The 18,603-nt window shown below is 33.4% G+C and carries 23 protein-coding genes; 16 read left to right on the top strand and 7 right to left on the bottom strand.

What is annotated here, in order from left to right:
- The first annotated feature begins 73 nt into the window (after positions 1-73).
- The 4 genes from JFU18_RS07410 to JFU18_RS07395 all read left to right on the top strand — a co-directional run bounded on the left by JFU18_RS07410 (position 74) and on the right by JFU18_RS07395 (position 3,866).
- Positions 74-415, top strand: a complete 342-nt coding sequence (locus tag JFU18_RS07410) for a DUF485 domain-containing protein (protein ID WP_137076491.1) — start codon at positions 74-76, stop codon at positions 413-415.
- Between the two features lie 2 nt (positions 416-417).
- The gene (locus JFU18_RS07405; protein WP_002011892.1) at positions 418-1,968 is read left to right on the top strand and encodes a solute symporter family protein; all 1,551 of its coding nucleotides are present in this window, start codon (positions 418-420) and stop codon (positions 1,966-1,968) included.
- A gap of 189 nt (positions 1,969-2,157) precedes the next feature.
- Positions 2,158-3,507, top strand: coding sequence for an aspartate aminotransferase family protein (locus tag JFU18_RS07400; RefSeq protein ID WP_201034948.1), 1,350 nt, complete (start codon positions 2,158-2,160; stop codon positions 3,505-3,507).
- An 80-nt stretch (positions 3,508-3,587) separates the two neighbouring features.
- A complete protein-coding gene (locus tag JFU18_RS07395) occupies positions 3,588-3,866 on the top strand; it encodes a DUF3986 family protein (RefSeq protein ID WP_002030895.1) in 279 nt (92 codons plus the stop codon).
- A 63-nt stretch (positions 3,867-3,929) separates the two neighbouring features.
- Here the strand turns inward: JFU18_RS07395 and JFU18_RS07390 are convergent, their stop codons facing one another.
- Positions 3,930-5,093, bottom strand: a complete 1,164-nt coding sequence (locus JFU18_RS07390) for a cation:proton antiporter (protein ID WP_002030896.1) — start codon at positions 5,091-5,093, stop codon at positions 3,930-3,932.
- A gap of 268 nt (positions 5,094-5,361) precedes the next feature.
- Between JFU18_RS07390 and JFU18_RS07385 the strand changes: the two genes are divergently transcribed.
- A complete protein-coding gene (locus JFU18_RS07385; RefSeq protein ID WP_201034949.1) occupies positions 5,362-6,192 on the top strand; it encodes a MerR family transcriptional regulator in 831 nt (276 codons plus the stop codon).
- 89 nt (positions 6,193-6,281) lie between these two features.
- Positions 6,282-7,637, top strand: a complete 1,356-nt coding sequence (locus tag JFU18_RS07380; protein WP_201050400.1) for an MATE family efflux transporter — start codon at positions 6,282-6,284, stop codon at positions 7,635-7,637.
- Between the two features lie 38 nt (positions 7,638-7,675).
- Here the strand turns inward: JFU18_RS07380 and JFU18_RS07375 are convergent, their stop codons facing one another.
- The gene (locus JFU18_RS07375) at positions 7,676-8,341 is read right to left on the bottom strand and encodes a DUF421 domain-containing protein (RefSeq protein WP_002126540.1); all 666 of its coding nucleotides are present in this window, start codon (positions 8,339-8,341) and stop codon (positions 7,676-7,678) included.
- 202 nt (positions 8,342-8,543) lie between these two features.
- Here JFU18_RS07375 and JFU18_RS07370 point away from each other — a divergent pair, with 202 nt between their 5' ends.
- The 5 genes from JFU18_RS07370 (at position 8,544) to JFU18_RS07350 (ending at position 11,803) form a co-directional block, all read left to right on the top strand.
- Positions 8,544-9,080, top strand: a complete 537-nt coding sequence (locus JFU18_RS07370) for a YdcF family protein (protein ID WP_307838373.1) — start codon at positions 8,544-8,546, stop codon at positions 9,078-9,080.
- A gap of 147 nt (positions 9,081-9,227) precedes the next feature.
- A complete protein-coding gene (locus JFU18_RS07365) occupies positions 9,228-9,545 on the top strand; it encodes a magnetosome magnetite crystal formation protein family (protein WP_002064599.1) in 318 nt (105 codons plus the stop codon).
- 189 nt (positions 9,546-9,734) lie between these two features.
- Positions 9,735-10,469: an oxygen-insensitive NADPH nitroreductase gene (gene nfsA, locus JFU18_RS07360; RefSeq protein WP_063217923.1), complete on the top strand. Its 735-nt coding sequence runs from the start codon at positions 9,735-9,737 to the stop codon at positions 10,467-10,469.
- 175 nt (positions 10,470-10,644) lie between these two features.
- Positions 10,645-11,190, top strand: a complete 546-nt coding sequence (locus JFU18_RS07355) for a sigma-70 family RNA polymerase sigma factor (RefSeq protein ID WP_201033309.1) — start codon at positions 10,645-10,647, stop codon at positions 11,188-11,190.
- Position 11,191: 1 nt separating this feature from the next.
- Entirely contained in the window at positions 11,192-11,803 is a 612-nt protein-coding gene (locus JFU18_RS07350; RefSeq protein ID WP_201034951.1) for a PH domain-containing protein, read from the top strand.
- A 201-nt stretch (positions 11,804-12,004) separates the two neighbouring features.
- On the opposite strand, the gene JFU18_RS07345 is transcribed toward JFU18_RS07350, so the two are convergent.
- The 4 genes from JFU18_RS07345 to JFU18_RS07330 all read right to left on the bottom strand — a co-directional run bounded on the left by JFU18_RS07345 (position 12,005) and on the right by JFU18_RS07330 (position 14,948).
- Positions 12,005-12,730, bottom strand: coding sequence for a sulfite exporter TauE/SafE family protein (locus JFU18_RS07345; RefSeq protein WP_201032824.1), 726 nt, complete (start codon positions 12,728-12,730; stop codon positions 12,005-12,007).
- A 217-nt stretch (positions 12,731-12,947) separates the two neighbouring features.
- Complete coding sequence (locus JFU18_RS07340; protein WP_201034952.1) at positions 12,948-14,165, bottom strand: MFS transporter; 1,218 nt, start codon at positions 14,163-14,165, stop codon at positions 12,948-12,950.
- Positions 14,166-14,171: 6 nt separating this feature from the next.
- Positions 14,172-14,639, bottom strand: coding sequence for a VOC family protein (locus JFU18_RS07335; RefSeq protein WP_201032825.1), 468 nt, complete (start codon positions 14,637-14,639; stop codon positions 14,172-14,174).
- Between the two features lie 192 nt (positions 14,640-14,831).
- Entirely contained in the window at positions 14,832-14,948 is a 117-nt protein-coding gene (locus JFU18_RS07330; RefSeq protein ID WP_000007805.1) for a YjcZ family sporulation protein, read from the bottom strand.
- 304 nt (positions 14,949-15,252) lie between these two features.
- On the opposite strand from JFU18_RS07330, the gene JFU18_RS07325 reads away from it, so the two are divergent.
- Both JFU18_RS07325 and hfq read left to right on the top strand, forming a co-directional pair.
- Complete coding sequence (locus JFU18_RS07325) at positions 15,253-15,471, top strand: aspartyl-phosphate phosphatase Spo0E family protein (RefSeq protein WP_002086516.1); 219 nt, start codon at positions 15,253-15,255, stop codon at positions 15,469-15,471.
- Between the two features lie 54 nt (positions 15,472-15,525).
- Entirely contained in the window at positions 15,526-15,714 is a 189-nt protein-coding gene (gene hfq, locus JFU18_RS07320; RefSeq protein ID WP_002012071.1) for an RNA chaperone Hfq, read from the top strand.
- A 38-nt stretch (positions 15,715-15,752) separates the two neighbouring features.
- Here hfq and JFU18_RS07315 read toward each other — a convergent pair whose 3' ends face one another.
- Positions 15,753-16,355 (bottom strand): HD domain-containing protein, encoded by a 603-nt coding sequence (locus tag JFU18_RS07315; protein ID WP_201034953.1) that lies wholly within the window; start codon positions 16,353-16,355, stop codon positions 15,753-15,755.
- 172 nt (positions 16,356-16,527) lie between these two features.
- Between JFU18_RS07315 and JFU18_RS07310 the strand changes: the two genes are divergently transcribed.
- The 3 genes from JFU18_RS07310 (at position 16,528) to JFU18_RS07300 (ending at position 18,580) form a co-directional block, all read left to right on the top strand.
- Entirely contained in the window at positions 16,528-17,361 is an 834-nt protein-coding gene (locus JFU18_RS07310; protein ID WP_002012069.1) for a flagellar motor protein MotP, read from the top strand.
- Between the two features lie 22 nt (positions 17,362-17,383).
- On the top strand, positions 17,384-18,061 hold the full coding sequence (locus JFU18_RS07305; protein ID WP_002012067.1) for an OmpA family protein: 678 nt from the start codon (positions 17,384-17,386) through the stop codon (positions 18,059-18,061).
- 150 nt (positions 18,062-18,211) lie between these two features.
- The gene (locus JFU18_RS07300; protein ID WP_000940577.1) at positions 18,212-18,580 is read left to right on the top strand and encodes a response regulator; all 369 of its coding nucleotides are present in this window, start codon (positions 18,212-18,214) and stop codon (positions 18,578-18,580) included.
- The last annotated feature ends 23 nt before the right edge of the window (positions 18,581-18,603 follow it).

The following is an 18,603-nucleotide window of genomic DNA, read 5'->3' as shown; positions in this document are numbered from 1 at the left end:
TGAATATTTATAAAATTTAGTCTTTGTGTATGCAAGGGGAATTGTATTTTAAGTTAAGAGAGGGGACCAGAGAATGAAACGAGATGATACGTCAGCACGTAAGTTAAAAAATGAGGTGAATTATACAGAAGTTGTTCAGTCTGAAGAGTTTCAATTGTTATTAAATACGAAAAAGAAGTTTATCATTCCAATGAGTATTTTCTTTTTAAGTTTTTTTATAGCACTACCTATTTTAACATCGTATTCAAAGGTGCTTAATACACCGGCGTTTGGTGATGTGACATGGGCATGGGTATTTGCTTTTGCGCAATTTATTATGACATGGTCATTATGTATGATTTACAGCAAGAAAGCCGAATCCTTTGATGAAATTTCGCGAAAAATTCTGCAAGATATGCAAAAAGGGAGGGGCTGAATTTGAATACTACTGCGTTTGCACTATTTTTAATTATTGTCCTTGGTACGCTCGTTATAACCTATTTTGCATCAAAAAAAACGAAAAATGCGAGTGAATTTTATACGGCTGGAGGGGGATTAACTGGCTGGCAAAATGGTCTGGCTATTGCTGGGGATTACATGTCTGCTGCGTCATTTCTTGGTATAGCCGGAGCGATAGCGTTAACTGGGTTTGATGGTTTCTTTTATAGTATCGGCTTTTTAGTTGCTTATTTAGTTGTTCTATATCTTGTCGCAGAACCGCTTAGAAATTTAGGGAAGTACACGTTAGCGGATATGATTGCGGCACGTTTTGATGCGAAAAAAGTTCGTGGTATAGCAGCGCTTAATACGATGACGATTTCAATTTTTTATATGATTGCACAATTAGTTGGTGCGGGTGCACTTATTAAACTATTATTAGGTATTGAATATACAACATCTGTATTAATCGTAGGTACACTTATGACTGTGTATGTTATTTTTGGAGGAATGACAGCTACGAGCTGGGTTCAAATTGTAAAGGCTGTACTACTTATGGCAGGGACATTTATTATTTCTGTTATCGTTTTCTCCAAATTTAATTTCAGTGTGACTGAAATGTTCGCTCACATGAAAACAGCTACTCCATTAAAAGATTCGTTTTTAAATCCAGGAGTAAAGTATAAGGATGGTCTTGATACACTTTCTTTAAATTTAGGACTAGTCCTTGGTACAGCGGGATTACCACATATTCTTGTCCGCTTTTTTACAGTACGTGATGCAAAAACTGCACGTCAATCTGTTGTATATGCGACGTGGTTAATTGGCGCGTTTTATATTATGACAATTTTCTTAGGGTTTGGGGCAGCAGCGTTTGTAGGAAATGAGGCGATTATTAAAGCAAACCCTGCTGGTAATATGGCAGCACCTTTATTAGCAAAAGCATTAGGCGGAGATTTCTTATTTGCTTTCGTATCAGCAATTGCTTTTGCAACTATTTTAGCTGTAGTAGCAGGACTTGTGTTAACAGCAGCATCAGCATTCGCGCATGATTTTTATAATGAGATTATCCGTAAAGGAAAATCAACGGAAAAAGAGCAAGTGTCAATGGCTCGTTATGCGTCTATTGGAGTAGCGATAGTATCTATTATACTTGCTTTATTTGCTCAAACATTAAACGTAGCATTTTTAGTATCACTAGCATTTGCGGTTGCAGCGAGTGCAAATTTACCGGTTATATTATTTACAATCTATTGGAAGCGTTTTAATACAACAGGAGCAATTTCTGGTATGATTGTTGGTCTTGTATCAGCGATTGTTCTTGTAGCGTTAAGTCCAAATGTTTGGAACCCAGTAGCTGGAAAAGCTATTTTTGTTGGAGAAGCGATATTCCCATATACGACACCTGGAATTATTTCGATCCCACTCGGGTTTCTTGCAGCATATTTAGGAACTGTTTTCTCTAGTAAGAAAGAAGATGCAGCGAAATTTGATGAAATTCTTGTGAAATCTAATACTGGTCATGGTATTAGTGATGCATCTTCGCATTAAAAAAGAGGAGCTTTTCGAAATATAAGAAAAGCTCCTCTTTCTTTTGACATTTTCTTATAAATATTACTTTAATTTTGGTAGGATTTGTCTTGTGTTTGTGGAATGAAAATAGGCAGGGAGAAATTTAACTCATCATGGCACCAGCGCAGCTTTGTGAAAAATAAGTTGTTATGGAAGGTGGAAGAAATGATGAAGACAAAACAAACCGATGAATTATTAGCAAAAGATGAGCAATATGTGTGGCACGGAATGCGTCCCTTTAGTCCAAGTAGTACAATGGTAGGGGCAAAAGCAGAAGGGTGCTGGGTTGAAGATATACAAGGAAAAAGATACTTAGATGGTATGAGTGGTCTTTGGTGTGTAAATAGCGGATATGGAAGAAAAGAGCTTGCAGAGGCAGCTTATAAGCAATTGCAAACATTATCATATTTTCCGATGTCACAATCACATGAACCAGCAATTAAGCTCGCTGAAAAGTTAAACGAGTGGCTTGGTGGAGAGTATGTTATTTTCTTCTCTAATAGTGGATCAGAAGCGAATGAAACCGCTTTTAAAATAGCAAGACAATATTATGCTCAAAAAGGTGAACCGCATCGTTACAAATTTATGTCGCGTTATCGTGGTTATCACGGAAACACAATGGCAACGATGGCGGCAACTGGCCAAGCACAACGTAGATACCAATATGAGCCATTTGCTTCAGGTTTTTTACACGTAACGCCTCCAGATTGTTACCGCATGCCAGAAGTGGAATCGCAAAATATTTATGATGTAGAGTGTGTGAAAGAAGTAGATCGTGTTATGACATGGGAATTAAGTGAAACGATAGCAGCATTTATTATGGAGCCAATTATTACAGGCGGAGGTATTTTAATGCCACCACAAGACTATATGAAAGCAATTCACGAAACATGTCAAAAACACGGAGCACTACTTATAAGTGATGAAGTTATTTGTGGTTTCGGGCGTACAGGAAAAGCATTTGGGTTTATGAACTATGACGTTAAGCCTGATATCGTTACGATGGCAAAAGGTATTACGAGCGCATATTTACCATTATCAGCAACAGCTGTAAAAAAAGAAATTTATGAGGCATTTAAAGGAACAGGAGAATATGAATTCTTCCGCCATATTAATACATTTGGTGGAAATCCAGCGGCTTGTGCATTAGCGCTTAAAAACTTAGAGATTATGGAAAATGAAAATTTAATTGAGCGCTCTGCACAAATGGGTTCACTTTTATTAAATCAATTAAAAGAAGAAATTGGGGCACATCCACTTGTTGGTAATATTAGAGGGAAAGGGCTATTAGTTGGAATCGAACTAGTAAATGATAAAGCGACGAAAGAACCAATTGATAATGACAAAATTGCAAGTGTTGTAAATGCTTGTAAAGAAAAAGGGCTCATTATTGGGCGTAACGGTATGACAACAGCAGGATATAATAATGTCTTAACATTGGCACCGCCGCTCGTTATATCAAGTGAAGAAATTGCTTTCGTTGTTGGTACGTTGAAGACGGCGATGGAGCGTATTTAATTAATTGAGCGAGCTGTAATATACAGCTCGCTTTTGTTTATTACGTGAAATAGGATAGCTTTTTAAAGGAAGGGATATTAATGGAGAAATATGACCCTAGTAAACATTATCACATCGGATATTATGAAGATGGATATGATTTAGAAGTGACAGCGTATAAAAGAATAAATGAACCAATTTGGGATGCCTATATTCCACACTATGAGGTAGATGATTTTTACAAAAAAGTGGAGGAAATGAAGCTAGGTGAATATATAGATGATTATGGCATTAAGGTGTATTCATTTAGTAATGATATCGATGATGAAGAAGCACGAACTATGTTTGAAAACTGGTTAAAAATGAATGGAATTGTTTAAAGATAAAATGAAAAAGGAGATTGCTATCTTTTAAGATAGCAATCTCCTTTTATTATAGTAAACTTATTTGCTTGCTTTCATTGCTTTATCTTTTGCACCAAAAGTGTATTTTAACATTGGTGGTGTAATCATCGTTGTTAAAATAACTACGATAACGATTGCTGTAAAGTAATCTTGTGCTAATAGGCCAGAAGAAAGTCCTGTTCCTGCGATGATAAGTGCAACTTCACCACGAGAAACCATACCAGCACCGATAATTGCAGAAGACTTTGCATCAAATCCAGTCATTCGTGCACCGAATCCACAACCAATTAGTTTTGTGAATACAGCGATAACTGTTAATGCTAAGATGAACCAAATTTGATCGCCAATACCGTCAAATGTAATATTCATACCGATACTAACAAAGAATACTGGAACGAACATAGCGTAAGCAATTGGTTCTACTTTCTTTTCTACTTCATGTTTGTAGTTCGTTTGAGAAATAGCGATACCAGCTGCGAAAGCACCGATAATACCAGCAATTCCTAATAGTTCGCCGAAGTATGCGAATGAGAAACAGATGATAAGCGCAGCACTAACGATAGACTCAGATACGCGAAGCGGTGATAACCAACGCATGATTGCTGGAACACCTTTCCATCCGATTAAAATGATAGAAGCAAAGAATACTACTTTCTTCAAGATAATCATTGTTAAGTTAACGTCATCTGTGCCTAAGAAGCTCATTGCAAATGCTAATAAAATAACAACAAGAATGTCATCAAATACAGCGGCTCCAAGCATCGTCGTACTTTCACGTGTTTTCATTTTACCTAAATCACGAAGTGTTTGAACGGAAATACTAACACTTGTTGCACATAGAAGTAATCCTAAAAAGACAGCATTCCCTTGTTCCATACCGACAACAAGACCAGCAACGTAACCACCTACGAATGGAAGAACGATACCTCCAAGTGCAACAGCTAAAGAAGAATTACGATTTGCGTTTAATTCTTCTAAGTCTGTTTCAAGTCCCGCCATAAACATTAAAAGAATAACTCCGACATTACTTAATTGTGTTAGAAGCTCTGAATTTTCAATCCATCCGAATATAGCTGGACCGATAACGATACCAACAATTAATTTACCGAGTACAGAAGGTTGACCTAATCTAACACTAAGGTCACCAGCGAGCTTTGTACTTAATAAAATAAGTGCAATCTGAAAAAAAAATTCGAATTCCATTTGATCCTCTCCTCATCATTTTTTATTTTTATCATACGATTTCTCGGAATTTGCCTAATGATAATATGTAAAGATCCATTAAACAAAGGGTCTGATTACAAGTTCTTTTGAACTTGTAATTTGAACCTGTAATTAATATATAATAAAATTTATTAAAAATCAATGAAAAAATAGCAGATTTTCATGAGAGGATTCGTTTTAGAAACGGGGGATATAGATATATAATAGGAAGTAATAAAGTTTACATATAATGAATGGAGAAAGAAAAATGTTATTAAATCAACGTTTTACAATTGGGGAAATGGCGAAAATGCATAATGTAGCGGAATCTACATTACGTTATTATGATGAAAAAGGGATTTTTCATCCGTCAATTGTTGACCCTCAAACCAATTATCGTTATTACACAATTGATCAGTTTTCACTATTAGATACGATTAAATTTTTACGCCAATTGAACATCCCGTTAAAGGAAATAAAGAAATATATTGATGAACGAAATCCATCTTATGCGCTGAATTTACTTGAAAAACAACAAGAAATGATGCTGAAAAAACAAAGAGAAATCGAGTATGCTTTGGCAAAAATGGAACATAAAATCCATTTAATGAAGAAAGCGACGAAATCTGAAGCAAATCAAATTATTTATAAAAAGATACCGAAACGAAAAATTACAGCAATTGCAGTTGCACCAAATACAACGGATGATATGTTTGAATATTATATCCATTCGTTGCAAAAAAATATGAAGCAAATTGATAATAGTTTATTTTCAGGTGATATCGGTGTAACAGTTTCAAAAAAAGCATTAATGCAAAATGAGTTTCAAGCATATAACAGTGTGTTTATTTTATTGGATTACATGCCTTTTGAAGCGCATACTTCAGATGAAATAAAAGAAGGGATATTTGCCTGTTCTTATCACCATGGACCATATGAAGAAACAGACGCAACGTATACGGAATTATTAAAGCACATTGATAACGAAGGATATGAAGTGTGCGGAGATGCACTGGAACTTGCATTAATTGATTGGTCCGTAACAGAAAATCCGAAGGAGCAAGTAACGGAAATTCAAATACCTGTTGTTAAAAAATAGGCTTATATATTTTTCGATTCTCTATTGACCTTCAAGTAACTTGAAGGTTTAAACTGTGAACAGAGGATTGAAAAAGGAGCATTTATATGATGGAAACAACAGAAAAATTAAGAGAAAAACCAATTAAAAGTTTATTTATTACGTATTTAATACCAGCTGTTCTTGGGATGGTATTAATGTCGGTTAATATTGTGATTGATGCAGTCATGATTAGTAGAGGAGTTGGAGCGAACGGTTTAGCCGGAGTAAACGTAGCTATTCCAGTATTTTCAATTTTCTTCTCTATTTCATTATGGATTGGAATGGGCGGAGCAACGCTATATTCCATTGCACTAGGTGAAAATAAACTGGAAAGAGCAAGGTCTATCTTTACTCAATCTATGACAGTAGCAGTTGTTATCGTTGGCGTTTTAGCGGCTATTTGCTTATGGAGAATAGAAGATTTAGCATATTTATTTGGTGCGAATGAAGTGATTTTACCATACGCATTAGACTATTTACAGGTGTTATTAACATTTGGAATGATATACGTTTTAGAAAATATTTTAAGTACATTTATACGAAATGACGGAAATCCTAATTTAGCAATGGCAGGTCTTGTTGTAACGGCTGTATTAAATATAGTGTTCGACTATATTTTTATTTTCATCTTTGGATGGGGTGTAACTGGTGCTGCTTCAGCTACTATTCTTTCGGCGGCAATTGGTTTCCTTGTATTATTAACTCACTTCTTTAGAAAAAGTAGTATTTTAAAATGGACGAAATTCCACTTTGAATGGGATACGGTTAAACAAATTATGGTGATCGGTTTCCCAAGCTTTACAGCAGAAAGTACAGTTGCAATCGTAACGATCGGTTTTAACATTGCATTCGTTCAATATGCAGGAGAAATAGGAGTCGCTTCCTATGCGATGGTGAATAGTATTCATGCAATGACATTACTATTATTCTTCGGTGTTGGTGCAGCATTACAACCAATCGCTAGTTTCCATTACGGTGCAAACTTATCAGAAAGATTGCGTGAAGGATTACAGTTTGCTGTGAAAATTGCGCTTGTACTCGGAGGCATTGCGATTGTTGTCGGTTTATTCTTCGGGAAATATATTATAGGTTTATTTAATGTTCAATCGCCAGAACTATTGGAGTTAACGTTAACAGGTATTAGTTTATTCTTTATTCAATATGTATTTTTAGGCTATAACATTGTGTATGGAGAGTATTTCCAATCAGTGCGACAAACGAAAAAATCAGTACTTATAATAATGAGCCGAGGTTTACTATTTGTTATCCCATTGTTATGGATTATGCCAAAAGTATTTGGTATAAACGGAATTTGGCTCGTTATGCCAGTAGCGGAAGTATTGACAGCAATTATCGTATTTACGATGAATCGTATGAAACATCCTGTTCCGTTAAACATGGCGAGAGAGAAAAAAGCAATATAGTGAAGAAAATCCCCTTGAACAAGTAAGGGGATTTTTTTTCATTCTTTTAAACTAATCGCAAAAGATCCATCTGTCTCCTGCACAGAAGCGAAAGCCACATTTTTAATATTTGTAACGCCTTTCTCCATTAACTCTGCATGTAACCACTTTTCATTTTTATGGATTAATTTTAAGTTATCGTATTGAATTTGTGAATCAACGATAAGAGCAATTGGTAAGCCTGCATACTTAACATTTATATTCAAATCTTTTGGAGTCAGAGGCACAAGTTCTCTTTTTGGTAAAATACTAATAGCTCCATTCGCTTCTAATATCGCATACTCAATTTCATGAACACTTGGATATCCTGCGACGCGAAGGTTAGAAAGCAATTCAGGGATCGGATATCTACTTTTTTGTAAGTTCTCAAAAATAATATCACCATGTTTAATTAAAATAATGGGGTGTCCGAGAATAAAACGATTTAGTTTGTTGAGTAGGCTTAATTTTGTAAGAAGCAAATGCAAACATGTAATAACGACCATACCGAGAAATGCTTGTAAAGCACCAGCGACTGGTATGGCTTGAAAAGCTAAATAAGATAAAAAGATAATAGCCCCAAAATCATGAGGAGTTAGTTGTGCTAATGCAGATTTACCAAGTAGCTTAAGTGATAGTAAAAATAAGATAAAAAAGAATGATACGTTACATAAAAAGAGAAGCAATAGGGACACTCCTTCGTGCGAAGTTGTACTTACTATTCCCGAAATTAATAGAAATATTACCTTTTGGAGGATAAATTAGGCTTAATTGGAATTTGTCTGTATACAAACGAATAAATGGATATTATGATGAAGGAAGTAAAGGGAATAGGGGTATATGGATATGAGAAAGAAGAAAACAATCAAGTATATTTTAGTTGTTATAATGATTTGCACCGTATATGCGGGGTTTTTACAATATAACATTTATAAGCATGGGCATATGAATGCAATTGATGATGCGGATTATATAATTGTACTAGGATCGAAAGTAAATGGAACACAACCTTCTTATTCATTGCAATATCGTATTGATAAAGCAGCTGAGTATTTAAAATCACATGATAAAACAATTGCTATTGTATCTGGAGGCCAAGGAAAAGGTGAAGATATTACAGAAGCATTAGCGATGAAACAAGGATTAATGAAACAAAATATTGCAGAAGACCGCATTATAATGGAAGATAAGTCGACGAGCACAGATGAAAATATTAAATTCTCAAAACCGTTAATTCCGGCCAATATGAAAAAAGGTATGATTGTAACAAACGATTTCCATATGTTTAGAGCGAAAAAAATAGCTGCAAAACAAGGTTTGCAATTAGAAGGGCTTCCGGCCAAAACACCGAAGCCAATTATCATTCCATCGAATGTACGAGAATATTTAGCGATTACGCAATATTGGTTTATGAATCGAATATAGTTAAAGTAATCCCGCCCAAAATTTGAGGCGGGATTTATTTCGAGGGAAATCTTACAAAAATGTCATGTTCATGAAAGGTAAAGCGATAGTTTGTGGAAAGGTTTCCTGACATAATGAAGGTAACAAAAAACTTTAGAGGTGATTCGGTTGAAAGGAAATAATATTTTATCTTCGCTATGTTACTTTAGTATCTTTTTTGCACCATTTTTACTACCAATTATCGTGTACTTCGTTGCGGAAGATGAAGTGAAATATCATGCGAAAAAAGCATTTTGGTCACATGTTTTTCCATATGCAATTTTATTTGGAGGGTTAGCAGTGTCGGGCGTATACGGTTTAAGCTTCAATCAATCTGATGGTGCTGGAATTGGAATGATGATCACATATGCAGTGTTCATTCTTGTAGGGATTTATTACTTCATTTGGAATATCGTAAAAGGTATTAAAGTGTTGAAAGCAGCTTAACAAGCATTGCATAACAGCACATAAATTCGTCGTTATTTGCCAAAACGTCGATATAATTTCATATACCGTATTAATAAACATTAAAAAAGAGCAATTCGAAAAGAATTGCTGTTTTTGTGCTTATAAGTTGTTCATAATGAAAAAGATATGGTAATTTTTCATTATGAACAGAAAAAAGGAGTGATTTTCATGAATGAGATGATACATAAAATGGAGAAACACGTTTCAGTTCGTAAATATAAAGAAGAACCAATTTCAAAAGAGATAGTAGAAAGAATGGTGCAAGCTGCACAACATGCGGCTTCCTCACATTTTGTACAGGCGTATTCTCTTATATATGTAACAGATCAAGAACTCAAGGGTAAACTAGCTGAGTTATCCGGGAATCGTCACGTGAAAGACTGCGCAGCATTCTTTGTTTGTTGTGCAGACTTAAAGCGACTTGAAATGGCATGTGAAAAACATGGAACAGAGATTAAACATGAGGGAGTAGAGGACTTTATTGTAGCAACAGTAGATGCCTCATTATTTGCACAAAACTTAGCACTTGCAGCTGAATCTTTAGGATACGGTATTTGTTATATTGGCGGAATTCGTAATAACCCGAAAGAAGTGAGTGAATTGCTTCATTTACCGGATAAAGTATATCCGGTATTCGGAATGACGGTCGGCGTACCAGATGAAGAGCATGGAGTAAAGCCACGATTACCGGTAGCAGCCATTCTTCATGAAAATGGATACGATGAAAAGAAATATGATGAATTATTAAACGAATATGATGAAACGATGAGTGCGTATTACAAAGAAAGATCGTCAAATCAAAAAAACGTAACATGGACGGAATCAATGAGCTCATTTATGTCCAAAGAGAAAAGAATGCATATGAAAGAGTTTTTAAATGAAAAAGGATTAAATAAGAAATAAGTAAAAAGGCAAACCTGGAATGCGGGTTTGTCTTTTTTGGAGGAGAAATGTATTTTTTTTGCTATCATATACATAGAAATAAAAATTAATAAATTTTTACAAAAGTGATAGAAAATGAGAATGAAATGCCAATAGTAAGTAAAAGCAGCTGCTAAAGGGGAACTGAGGAAGGAAGATGTTTATGATTTTTGATTCTGAAGAGGATTTAATTATAGCTATGAAAAAACGTGATCAAGATGCTTTGAAAGAAGTCATTGATCAATATGGAAAATTAATTTTATACATTATTCATAAATCATTAAGTACCCCTATTGAAAAACAATATATAGATGATTGTTATAATGATGTATTTACTGTCATTTGGTTTCATATCGAACAATTTGATATAGAAAAGGGAAACTTAAAATCTTGGATGATTGGTATTACTAAATTAAAGGCCTTGGAATATAAAAAGAAAGTATATAAAGAGAATAAAATCGATAAAGACGTAGAAATAGATACAAGTATCCATGATAGGTATGAAATAGAACAAGAAGAAGAGATTATGGAACTCGTACAAGATTTAAATACAAAGGATCGGTATATCTTTTTAAAGAGGTATATTGATGGGTATTCCATTGACGATATTGCGAAAGAATTAAAAGTAACGGCTGACTATATATACAATCGAATTTCTCGTGGAAAGAAAAAACTTCAAAAACTGTGGAAAGGGAGTGTGTAATATGGATAAAAGATTATTATCGATGTTAAATGAGCTCCAATATTCAGAAGAAGAAATTACACGTTTAGAGAAAGAAGCGAATGATTCTATAAATATAGATAAGTATTATGCGAGAAATGGTGAACTGCTAAAAAAATTAACTTTACAAATGTTAGAAGAGTCAATTCGAAGTGAATTACAAGCTGATGAAGAAATTAAGAAGGCACTGTTAGTAGACGAAGGGTATATGGCAAATAATAAAGTAATACCAAATATATATTACGTAGGAGCTACTTTCTATTATTATATCGTTTTAACAAATAAAAGAGTAATCATGAAAGGATTAGATTGCTATTTTAAAAAAACAAATGAACATAGGATGCCAATAGAGGATATACAATCCATTTCGCAACATAAAAAAATGAAAAATGTCTTTGAGATTAAATATAATAACACTCATATACAATTTGGAAGTATTAAGTATGCACGTGAAGTTGCAATGATAGTTATGGAGTTAAAAAAACGCGGAGTAAAAGTAGAAAAGTATACAGATTTTGAAAAAGGGTTTTTCTTATTTTTTAATATATTCGTGATAGTAAGTGCAGGTCTTTGCTTTATAAAATATTTAATGTAAAAAGCGGCATAATAGCCGCTTTTTATCGTTTTGTTTAGTATTCGATTTGAAATATTTGTCTTATGAAAGAACGATTATTGCTAATTGTAAACTGCCAATAAAGTTATTTAAGTTTTGATATAGAATGCCCCATCGCACTTGAAAATACAGCAATACTTTCGTTTGAACCTATCTATTATTGTGCACTATCTAAAGCACCCTCTATAACAAGTTCAAACTTTCAATAAGGAGATAAATACCCGTGCAACTCAAAAGGATATATGTAAATATTTTAAAAATCCGTTGATTAAGCCATTTGAAAATAATTTGACCTATGAACAAACCTAAAAATACAATTGGAATTGCATAAAAACTTGATTCCCAAATTGTTTTGTTCGTTCCAGTAAAGAGTATTTGAGTTATGAGACTAATGAAATATATAAACAGATAAAAAGCTAAAGTAGTTGCTCTCAACTTCTCTTTTTTCGTATCAGTTCCTGTAAAGTAAAGTAACAGGGGTGGTCCTGGCATACCGATACTTGTCGTTAAAAGCCCTGATAATCCACCAACTATAAAATCTCTAAATGGTGTTGATTTAACCTTAAAGTTGCATATTAGCATCAATGTTAATAGTAAGAGCAGGATGCTAATTGCTAATTTAAATGTGTTGATGTTAATGGAAATGAAAATTAAAATACCAAAAGGAACACCAACTATACTTCCGAAAATTAATCTTTTCAGTAGAATAAAATCAATGTCCATTCTTATTTTCCAAATGAGTGATATGGAAATAATTAATGATAAAATGATATTTATTTGTATAGCTTCTTGTGGTAGAAATAACATGAGTAAGAAAGGTGTTGCCATAATAGAAAAGCCAAAACCTGTACTTGTTTGTAAAATAGAAGCTACTAATATAATACATATGAAAATTAAAGTGATTCCCAAAATAGCCCTCCTATTTAATCAAATTCAATAAATATTTTAAGTTTAAAATTTAAGTGCAATCCTTCACAAACTTATTTATATTTTAACATAAATAATTAGTTTCTTCTCAAATAGCGTTCACGTATAGGGCCCATTAACGAATATGGTTGCCATTTTTAAATAATTGTATTGTTACGCAGCGCTAATAAATGAGATCAAATAAAATTTAGTGAAGAATCTATTGATTATCAATAGATTCTTCACTAAGCTCACCGCGATAAAATAAGAAAAGCCATATAAAACTAACAAAAATACAGCATATAGCTAACAAGCTACCAATGACTTGCGGAGAAAGGATTTCTAAAAGCCATCCTGTAAAAAACATAGATAACTGAATAAGCGATCCGTAGATGGAATAATGAAATGAAAAAACTTTACCAATCATGTTTTCTTGCGTATACGTTTGTAGTAATGTCGTATCAAGTGGAACGATGATTCCTCCTGCTATACGCATACAGAGTAATGTAATGATACCGATAATAAGTTGATCGGATAGAATGAATCCGAGAAAGAAAATTCCTTGTAGTAAATAGGCCCAACCAAATGCTCTTTTCATTTTGTCTTCATTTTTAGATATATATAGGTTAACGAGAAGGCTACCAATCATAAGTCCAGCCCCTTGAACCGCATATAAAATACCAATGTTAGAGTGGAAAATTCTTTCGGCATAGATTGTTAAGAGTAGTTGATAAGCACCTCCAATAATTCCCCATGAAATTCCGACGAGAATTAATGATAAAATAATTTTTCTTTGTAATATGTATGTATAACCATCTTTTATATCAGTAAAAAATGCTTTTTTCGTGCTAAAAGTGTCACGAGAAGGGATCTTTATTTTATAAATAATATAGGCTGAAATAAAGTATGATAGGCTATTAATAAAAAAGGCAATCTCGATACTTAAAGATTGTGCAATGAGCCCACCTAAAGAGGCTCCCATAATAGACATAAAACCATTGATTGTACTAGAAAGAGAGTTAGCGGTTACTAAATGCTTTTGATGTACGATATTTTTTAGGGTTGATTGCTTAGCAGGCTCGAATAAGCAAGAGAGTACCGCTAAACATATATTAGAAACGAAAATAATTTCAATCTTGTAGAATGCTAATAAATAAGTGAGGACGATAATTCCTCGTAAAATATCGGTAAAAATCATAATTTTCTTTTTTGAAAAACGGTCTACAATTCCGCCTATGAATGGGCTCAGAAGAAGTTGAGGCAACCCTTTGCTCATAAAGGTGAGTGCTAACATAAATGAAGATTCTGTTATGCTATAGACGAGTGTTAATAAAGCGACAGTATGAAACCAATCCCCAAGTACACTTAATGTTTGACCAAAAAATAGTCTTTTGAAGTTTGTATTTGTTTTAAGAAGCCTGTAATAAGAAATTGACATGAGAAATTAAACCTTATCTATAAGTGATGCCTGTACATGTTTTTTCCATTCACTTAAATACATTTTCTCTGCTTTAGGTAGTCCAACAGGTAATTGTGCAATGAATTCTAAACTATTTCCATCAGGATCGTTAAAATATACGGAGGCGTGTGCTAATTCTGGAAAAACGATTGGCTCAATTGGCTCCATTCCAAAGTCTTTTCGTGCTGGAATTCCTTTCTGTTTGAGCCAGTGTATTGCGTTTTCTAAATCGTGTAAGCTTACTTGGAAAGCGATATGTCGTAAGGATGGATGATAATTGACTTTGTATTCTTTTCCTTCCCAAAGACCAATCCAACTTTCATTTTCTACAATCCAAAAGAAGGCGATATCGTTGTCACTTTTATATAATTTTAACCCCAGTGATTCATAAAAAGGTATCGAAATTTCTAAATTACAGACAGGTAAATGTGCTTCATAAAGACCTTTAATCATTATAATCCTCCTTAGTAAAAATGTTTCTTATTCCATAGTAAACGATTTCTTGTTAGTTGAAATCACAAAAAAGATGGACATAAATTCATACGAAAGTATGAAAAAACAGCTCAAATATGAGCTGTTTTCGTATAGTTTTTAGTCAACATATTTCATTCATTTAGAGTTTAGCGAAAAGGATACGTATTATATTTAAAACCCTCCGCCGCCACCCCAACAGCTACATCCGATAATGATTAGAAGGATGAATAGCACGATGAGTAAAGCAAATCCACCGCCGAAACCAGCGCAACTACCACCAAAGCTCATGTTTTTTCCTCCTTTTTAGGAAATTAATCTATATAACTAATGGATTACTTTATAAGATATGTTTTTATTTAGAAAAGGAGCAAGTCTTACTTCTAATTAGACAAGAGCCTGTGATCGGATTTAAATGTGATATTTACTTTGTTTCATAGCGCTTTTTTAAAAATGGTAAAACAATATGGAAGTGTATACTAGGTGAATGTATTGTAAATGAAAGGGGTATGTAACTTACAATTACATTAAAATTTCTTTTCATAAATATAAAATTTGTAAAAAAAACCATTTTTTTATTTTTTTATGAGTGGAAATGTACTATAATTTTACAAGTAATATTATGGGAAAAGGGAGTTTTAGTATAGAGATGGAGATGGGACAATTACACAATAAAATAGAACACAAAAAGAAAGAGTTAATTCAACTTGTTGCTAGGCATGGATTAGATCATAATAAAGTTTTGTTATTTAGTCGAGATTTAGATATACTAATTAATAAGTTTATGAATATAAAAGACAAAGTATATAAGTGATTAATCTTTATTTTTTTATATTAGGATTATTTATTTGTAAAGGGGAAAACAGTTATGGAACACTTACAAGAAGAGTTGTATAAACAAATAAAAGAAGAAAAAGGTGCAGTTACTATATTTTTAAAGAGCGGAGTAAGAATAGTAGGGGAAGTAGTTGGAGTAGATAGATTTACAGTATTAATATTAGTAGATGGAAAACAACAACTTATTTATAAGCAGGCAATATCAACAATTATGAAATAAGACACTCATTTTGAGTGTCTTATTTCATAATTAAATGGTTACTGTTTGCATGCTTCAACGTCAATGCCGGCAGCGAGTAATTTTTTTTCTCCGTCTTGTTCAATGATTTTTTGTAATTTAGATAAGAAAGAGTCAAAATCTGTATGTTTACCAACTTGGAAAGTCATTTTATGCTCAATTGGTAGCCAAGTATCAATATCAGCTTCGTTATGCTGAATTTTCACTTCAAGTTTATCAAGTGCGTTAGCAACTTTTGCTTCATACGTTTCTTTCGCTTCGAACTCCATCCATAAATCGTATAATTCCACGCCGAGAGGACCTTTTAATGTACGTTTAATATTTAAAATGGCCTCTAGCTCATTTTTCTGTTTTTGTAATTGTAATTCACGGCTATTCATCGTGTCGAAGGCGGGGATGTCACCAGCTTCTGCTTCGACAAGGTCATGAATAATAACCATTTTAAGTAATTTTTCTATATTTACTTTTTGATCCAAATAAGGCTCAACTAAGATAGCCATTAGGGACATACGCCACGTATGTTCAGCAACACTTTCTTGACGTCCGTTAGAAAGCCAACTATGTCGCATTTCATATTTTAGTTTTTCTGCTAATGCAATGACTTGTAAAATGTTATGTTCCATCGTGATCCTCCTCATATTTCCATACTATAATTTTAATATAGAAATGAAATGTGTCAATTTAATGAGTATATTGCGATAAATAGATGATACGCGTATAATGATTGTTATATGTGAAAACGCATTATTAAAATAAAAAAATGTTTTACGAAAACGAAAAAGGAAGGGCAGGAATATGGGAGACGAAAATCAAGGATTAGCTAGACCGCAAAGGAAAAAAAGGAAGTTTGATATTTCTAGCCCCTTTGGCATTGTAGTAGGTTTCGTTATTTTAATTGCAGCGATCATGCTTGGCGGTGGTGGAATAAAAGCTTTTAAAAATTTCTTAGATGTTTCATCTATTTTGATCGTTATAGGGGGAACAACAGCGACAATTATTGTGGCATATAGATTTGGAGAAATAAAAAAATATACGAAAAGTATTTTTACTGTTTTACATAGAAGAGAGGAAAATCTAGAACAGTTAACGGATTTGTTCGTTGATTTTTCAAAGAAGTCTAAAAAACATGGTTTACTCTCGTTAGAAGTTGATGGAGAGCAAGTAGACAATCCTTTTATTCAAAAGGGGATTCGTTTAATGTTAAGTGGATATGATGAAGCAGAATTAAAAGAAGTATTAATGAGAGATGTTGAAACAGAAGTATATGAGTTAAGAAAAGGAGCAACATTATTAGATAAGATTGGTGATTTCGCTCCAGCGTGGGGTATGATAGGAACTTTAATTGGTCTTATTATTATGCTTCAAAACTTGCAAGATACATCGCAAATTGGTACAGGAATGGCAGTTGCTATGTTGACGACATTGTATGGATCTGTTATTGCAAACATGATTGCAATACCGTTATCTGAAAAAGTGTATCGTGGCATTGAAGATTTGTATACAGAGAAGAAGTTTGTAATAGAAGCAATCACAGAGCTTTACCGAGGACAAATTCCTTCTAAGTTAAAGTTAAAACTTGATACATACGTATATGAAACGAAGATAAAAAAAGAAAAACGAGCAGCCTAATATTTCAAGGAGTGGTATGGTGATGATAAAACGACCGCAAAAAGGATCGCCTCGTTGGATGACGACTTTTACTGATTTAACGATGTTGTTATTGACTTTTTTTGTACTATTAGTTGCTACATCAAAACAAGATACAGTAAAATTATCGAAGATGCTTGAAAAGTTTAGTGATGCAGAACAAGTGGATGCGAAAGTAATGGAAGGTACAATACCAGATATTTCACATGAAAAAAATGATGAAAAAGCGGTTTCAAAAAAACGAATGGATGAATTGTATAAAAAGTTAAAAGCATATGTAGATAATAATGGTGTTAGTCAAGTGAATGTATATCGAGAAGATACAGGTGTTAGCATCGTTATAGTAGATAACTTAATATTCGATACAGGTGATGCGAATGTTAAGCCGGAAGCAAAAGAAGTAATTAGTCAATTAGTAGGGTTCTTTCAATCGGTACCAAACCCAATTGTTGTAGAAGGACATACAGATAGTAGACCGATTCATAATGAAAAATTTCCTTCCAACTGGGAATTATCTTCAGCACGAGCAGCTAATATGATTCACCACTTAATTGAAGTGTATAATGTAGATGATAAACGATTAGCAGCGGTAGGATATGCGGACACAAAACCAGTAGCATCAAATGATTCACCGCAAAATTGGGAGAAAAATCGGCGCGTTGTAATATATATTAAAGAATAATATATTTCTATTTTATTAATAAAATAATAAAAATACAGAAATTCTTTTAAAAAAATATTAAATTTTCTCGTTTTATTTTGTATAATGAGTGAGAATGATAAGGTGAAATATTAAGATATATTTATACATAAAAGGAGAGAACCGAAAAGAATGGCACATAAAATTTTAGTTGTAGACGATGCGATGTTTATGCGAACAATGATTAAAAACTTATTAAAAAGTAATTCTGAATTTGAAGTTATCGGTGAAGCAGAGAATGGGGTAGAAGCGATTCAAAAGTATAAAGAACTTCAACCTGATATTGTAACACTAGATATTACTATGCCAGAAATGGACGGACTTGAAGCATTAAAAGAAATTATGAAAATTGATTCGAGTGCAAAGGTTGTTATTTGTTCTGCAATGGGACAACAAGGTATGGTATTAGATGCAATTAAAGGCGGGGCAAAAGACTTTATTGTAAAGCCATTCCAAGCCGATCGTGTTATCGAAGCTTTAACAAAAGTAGCAAATAGCTAATATAGAAGGGGTGCCACAAAGAA

It is taken from the genome of Bacillus sp. TH22, from assembly GCF_016651015.1.
Taxonomy (GTDB): domain Bacteria; phylum Bacillota; class Bacilli; order Bacillales; family Bacillaceae_G; genus Bacillus_A; species Bacillus_A mycoides.
The sequence above is the reverse complement of the archived record's forward strand: the minus strand, read 5'-3'. Positions and strand labels throughout refer to the sequence as shown.

Bases quoted from the DNA above. Each gene is read 5' to 3' on its own strand.
- JFU18_RS07300 (WP_000940577.1), top strand. From the start codon at position 18,212: ATGGCACATAAAATTTTAGTTGTAGACGATGCGATGTTTATGCGAACA.
- JFU18_RS07390 (WP_002030896.1), bottom strand. From the start codon at position 5,093: ATGGAATTCGAATTTTTTTTTCAGATTGCACTTATTTTATTAAGTACA.
- nfsA (WP_063217923.1), top strand. From the start codon at position 9,735: ATGAATGAGATGATACATAAAATGGAGAAACACGTTTCAGTTCGTAAA.
- JFU18_RS07325 (WP_002086516.1), top strand. From the start codon at position 15,253: ATGTACTATAATTTTACAAGTAATATTATGGGAAAAGGGAGTTTTAGT.
- hfq (WP_002012071.1), top strand. From the start codon at position 15,526: ATGGAACACTTACAAGAAGAGTTGTATAAACAAATAAAAGAAGAAAAA.
- JFU18_RS07335 (WP_201032825.1), bottom strand. From the start codon at position 14,639: ATGATTAAAGGTCTTTATGAAGCACATTTACCTGTCTGTAATTTAGAA.
- JFU18_RS07395 (WP_002030895.1), top strand. From the start codon at position 3,588: ATGGAGAAATATGACCCTAGTAAACATTATCACATCGGATATTATGAA.
- JFU18_RS07305 (WP_002012067.1), top strand. From the start codon at position 17,384: ATGATAAAACGACCGCAAAAAGGATCGCCTCGTTGGATGACGACTTTT.
- JFU18_RS07330 (WP_000007805.1), bottom strand. From the start codon at position 14,948: ATGAGCTTTGGTGGTAGTTGCGCTGGTTTCGGCGGTGGATTTGCTTTA.
- JFU18_RS07355 (WP_201033309.1), top strand. From the start codon at position 10,645: ATGTTTATGATTTTTGATTCTGAAGAGGATTTAATTATAGCTATGAAA.
- JFU18_RS07380 (WP_201050400.1), top strand. From the start codon at position 6,282: ATGGAAACAACAGAAAAATTAAGAGAAAAACCAATTAAAAGTTTATTT.
- JFU18_RS07350 (WP_201034951.1), top strand. From the start codon at position 11,192: ATGGATAAAAGATTATTATCGATGTTAAATGAGCTCCAATATTCAGAA.
- JFU18_RS07315 (WP_201034953.1), bottom strand. From the start codon at position 16,355: ATGGAACATAACATTTTACAAGTCATTGCATTAGCAGAAAAACTAAAA.
- JFU18_RS07410 (WP_137076491.1), top strand. From the start codon at position 74: ATGAAACGAGATGATACGTCAGCACGTAAGTTAAAAAATGAGGTGAAT.
- JFU18_RS07310 (WP_002012069.1), top strand. From the start codon at position 16,528: ATGGGAGACGAAAATCAAGGATTAGCTAGACCGCAAAGGAAAAAAAGG.
- JFU18_RS07400 (WP_201034948.1), top strand. From the start codon at position 2,158: ATGAAGACAAAACAAACCGATGAATTATTAGCAAAAGATGAGCAATAT.
- JFU18_RS07370 (WP_307838373.1), top strand. From the start codon at position 8,544: ATGATTTGCACCGTATATGCGGGGTTTTTACAATATAACATTTATAAG.
- JFU18_RS07385 (WP_201034949.1), top strand. From the start codon at position 5,362: ATGTTATTAAATCAACGTTTTACAATTGGGGAAATGGCGAAAATGCAT.
- JFU18_RS07340 (WP_201034952.1), bottom strand. From the start codon at position 14,165: ATGTCAATTTCTTATTACAGGCTTCTTAAAACAAATACAAACTTCAAA.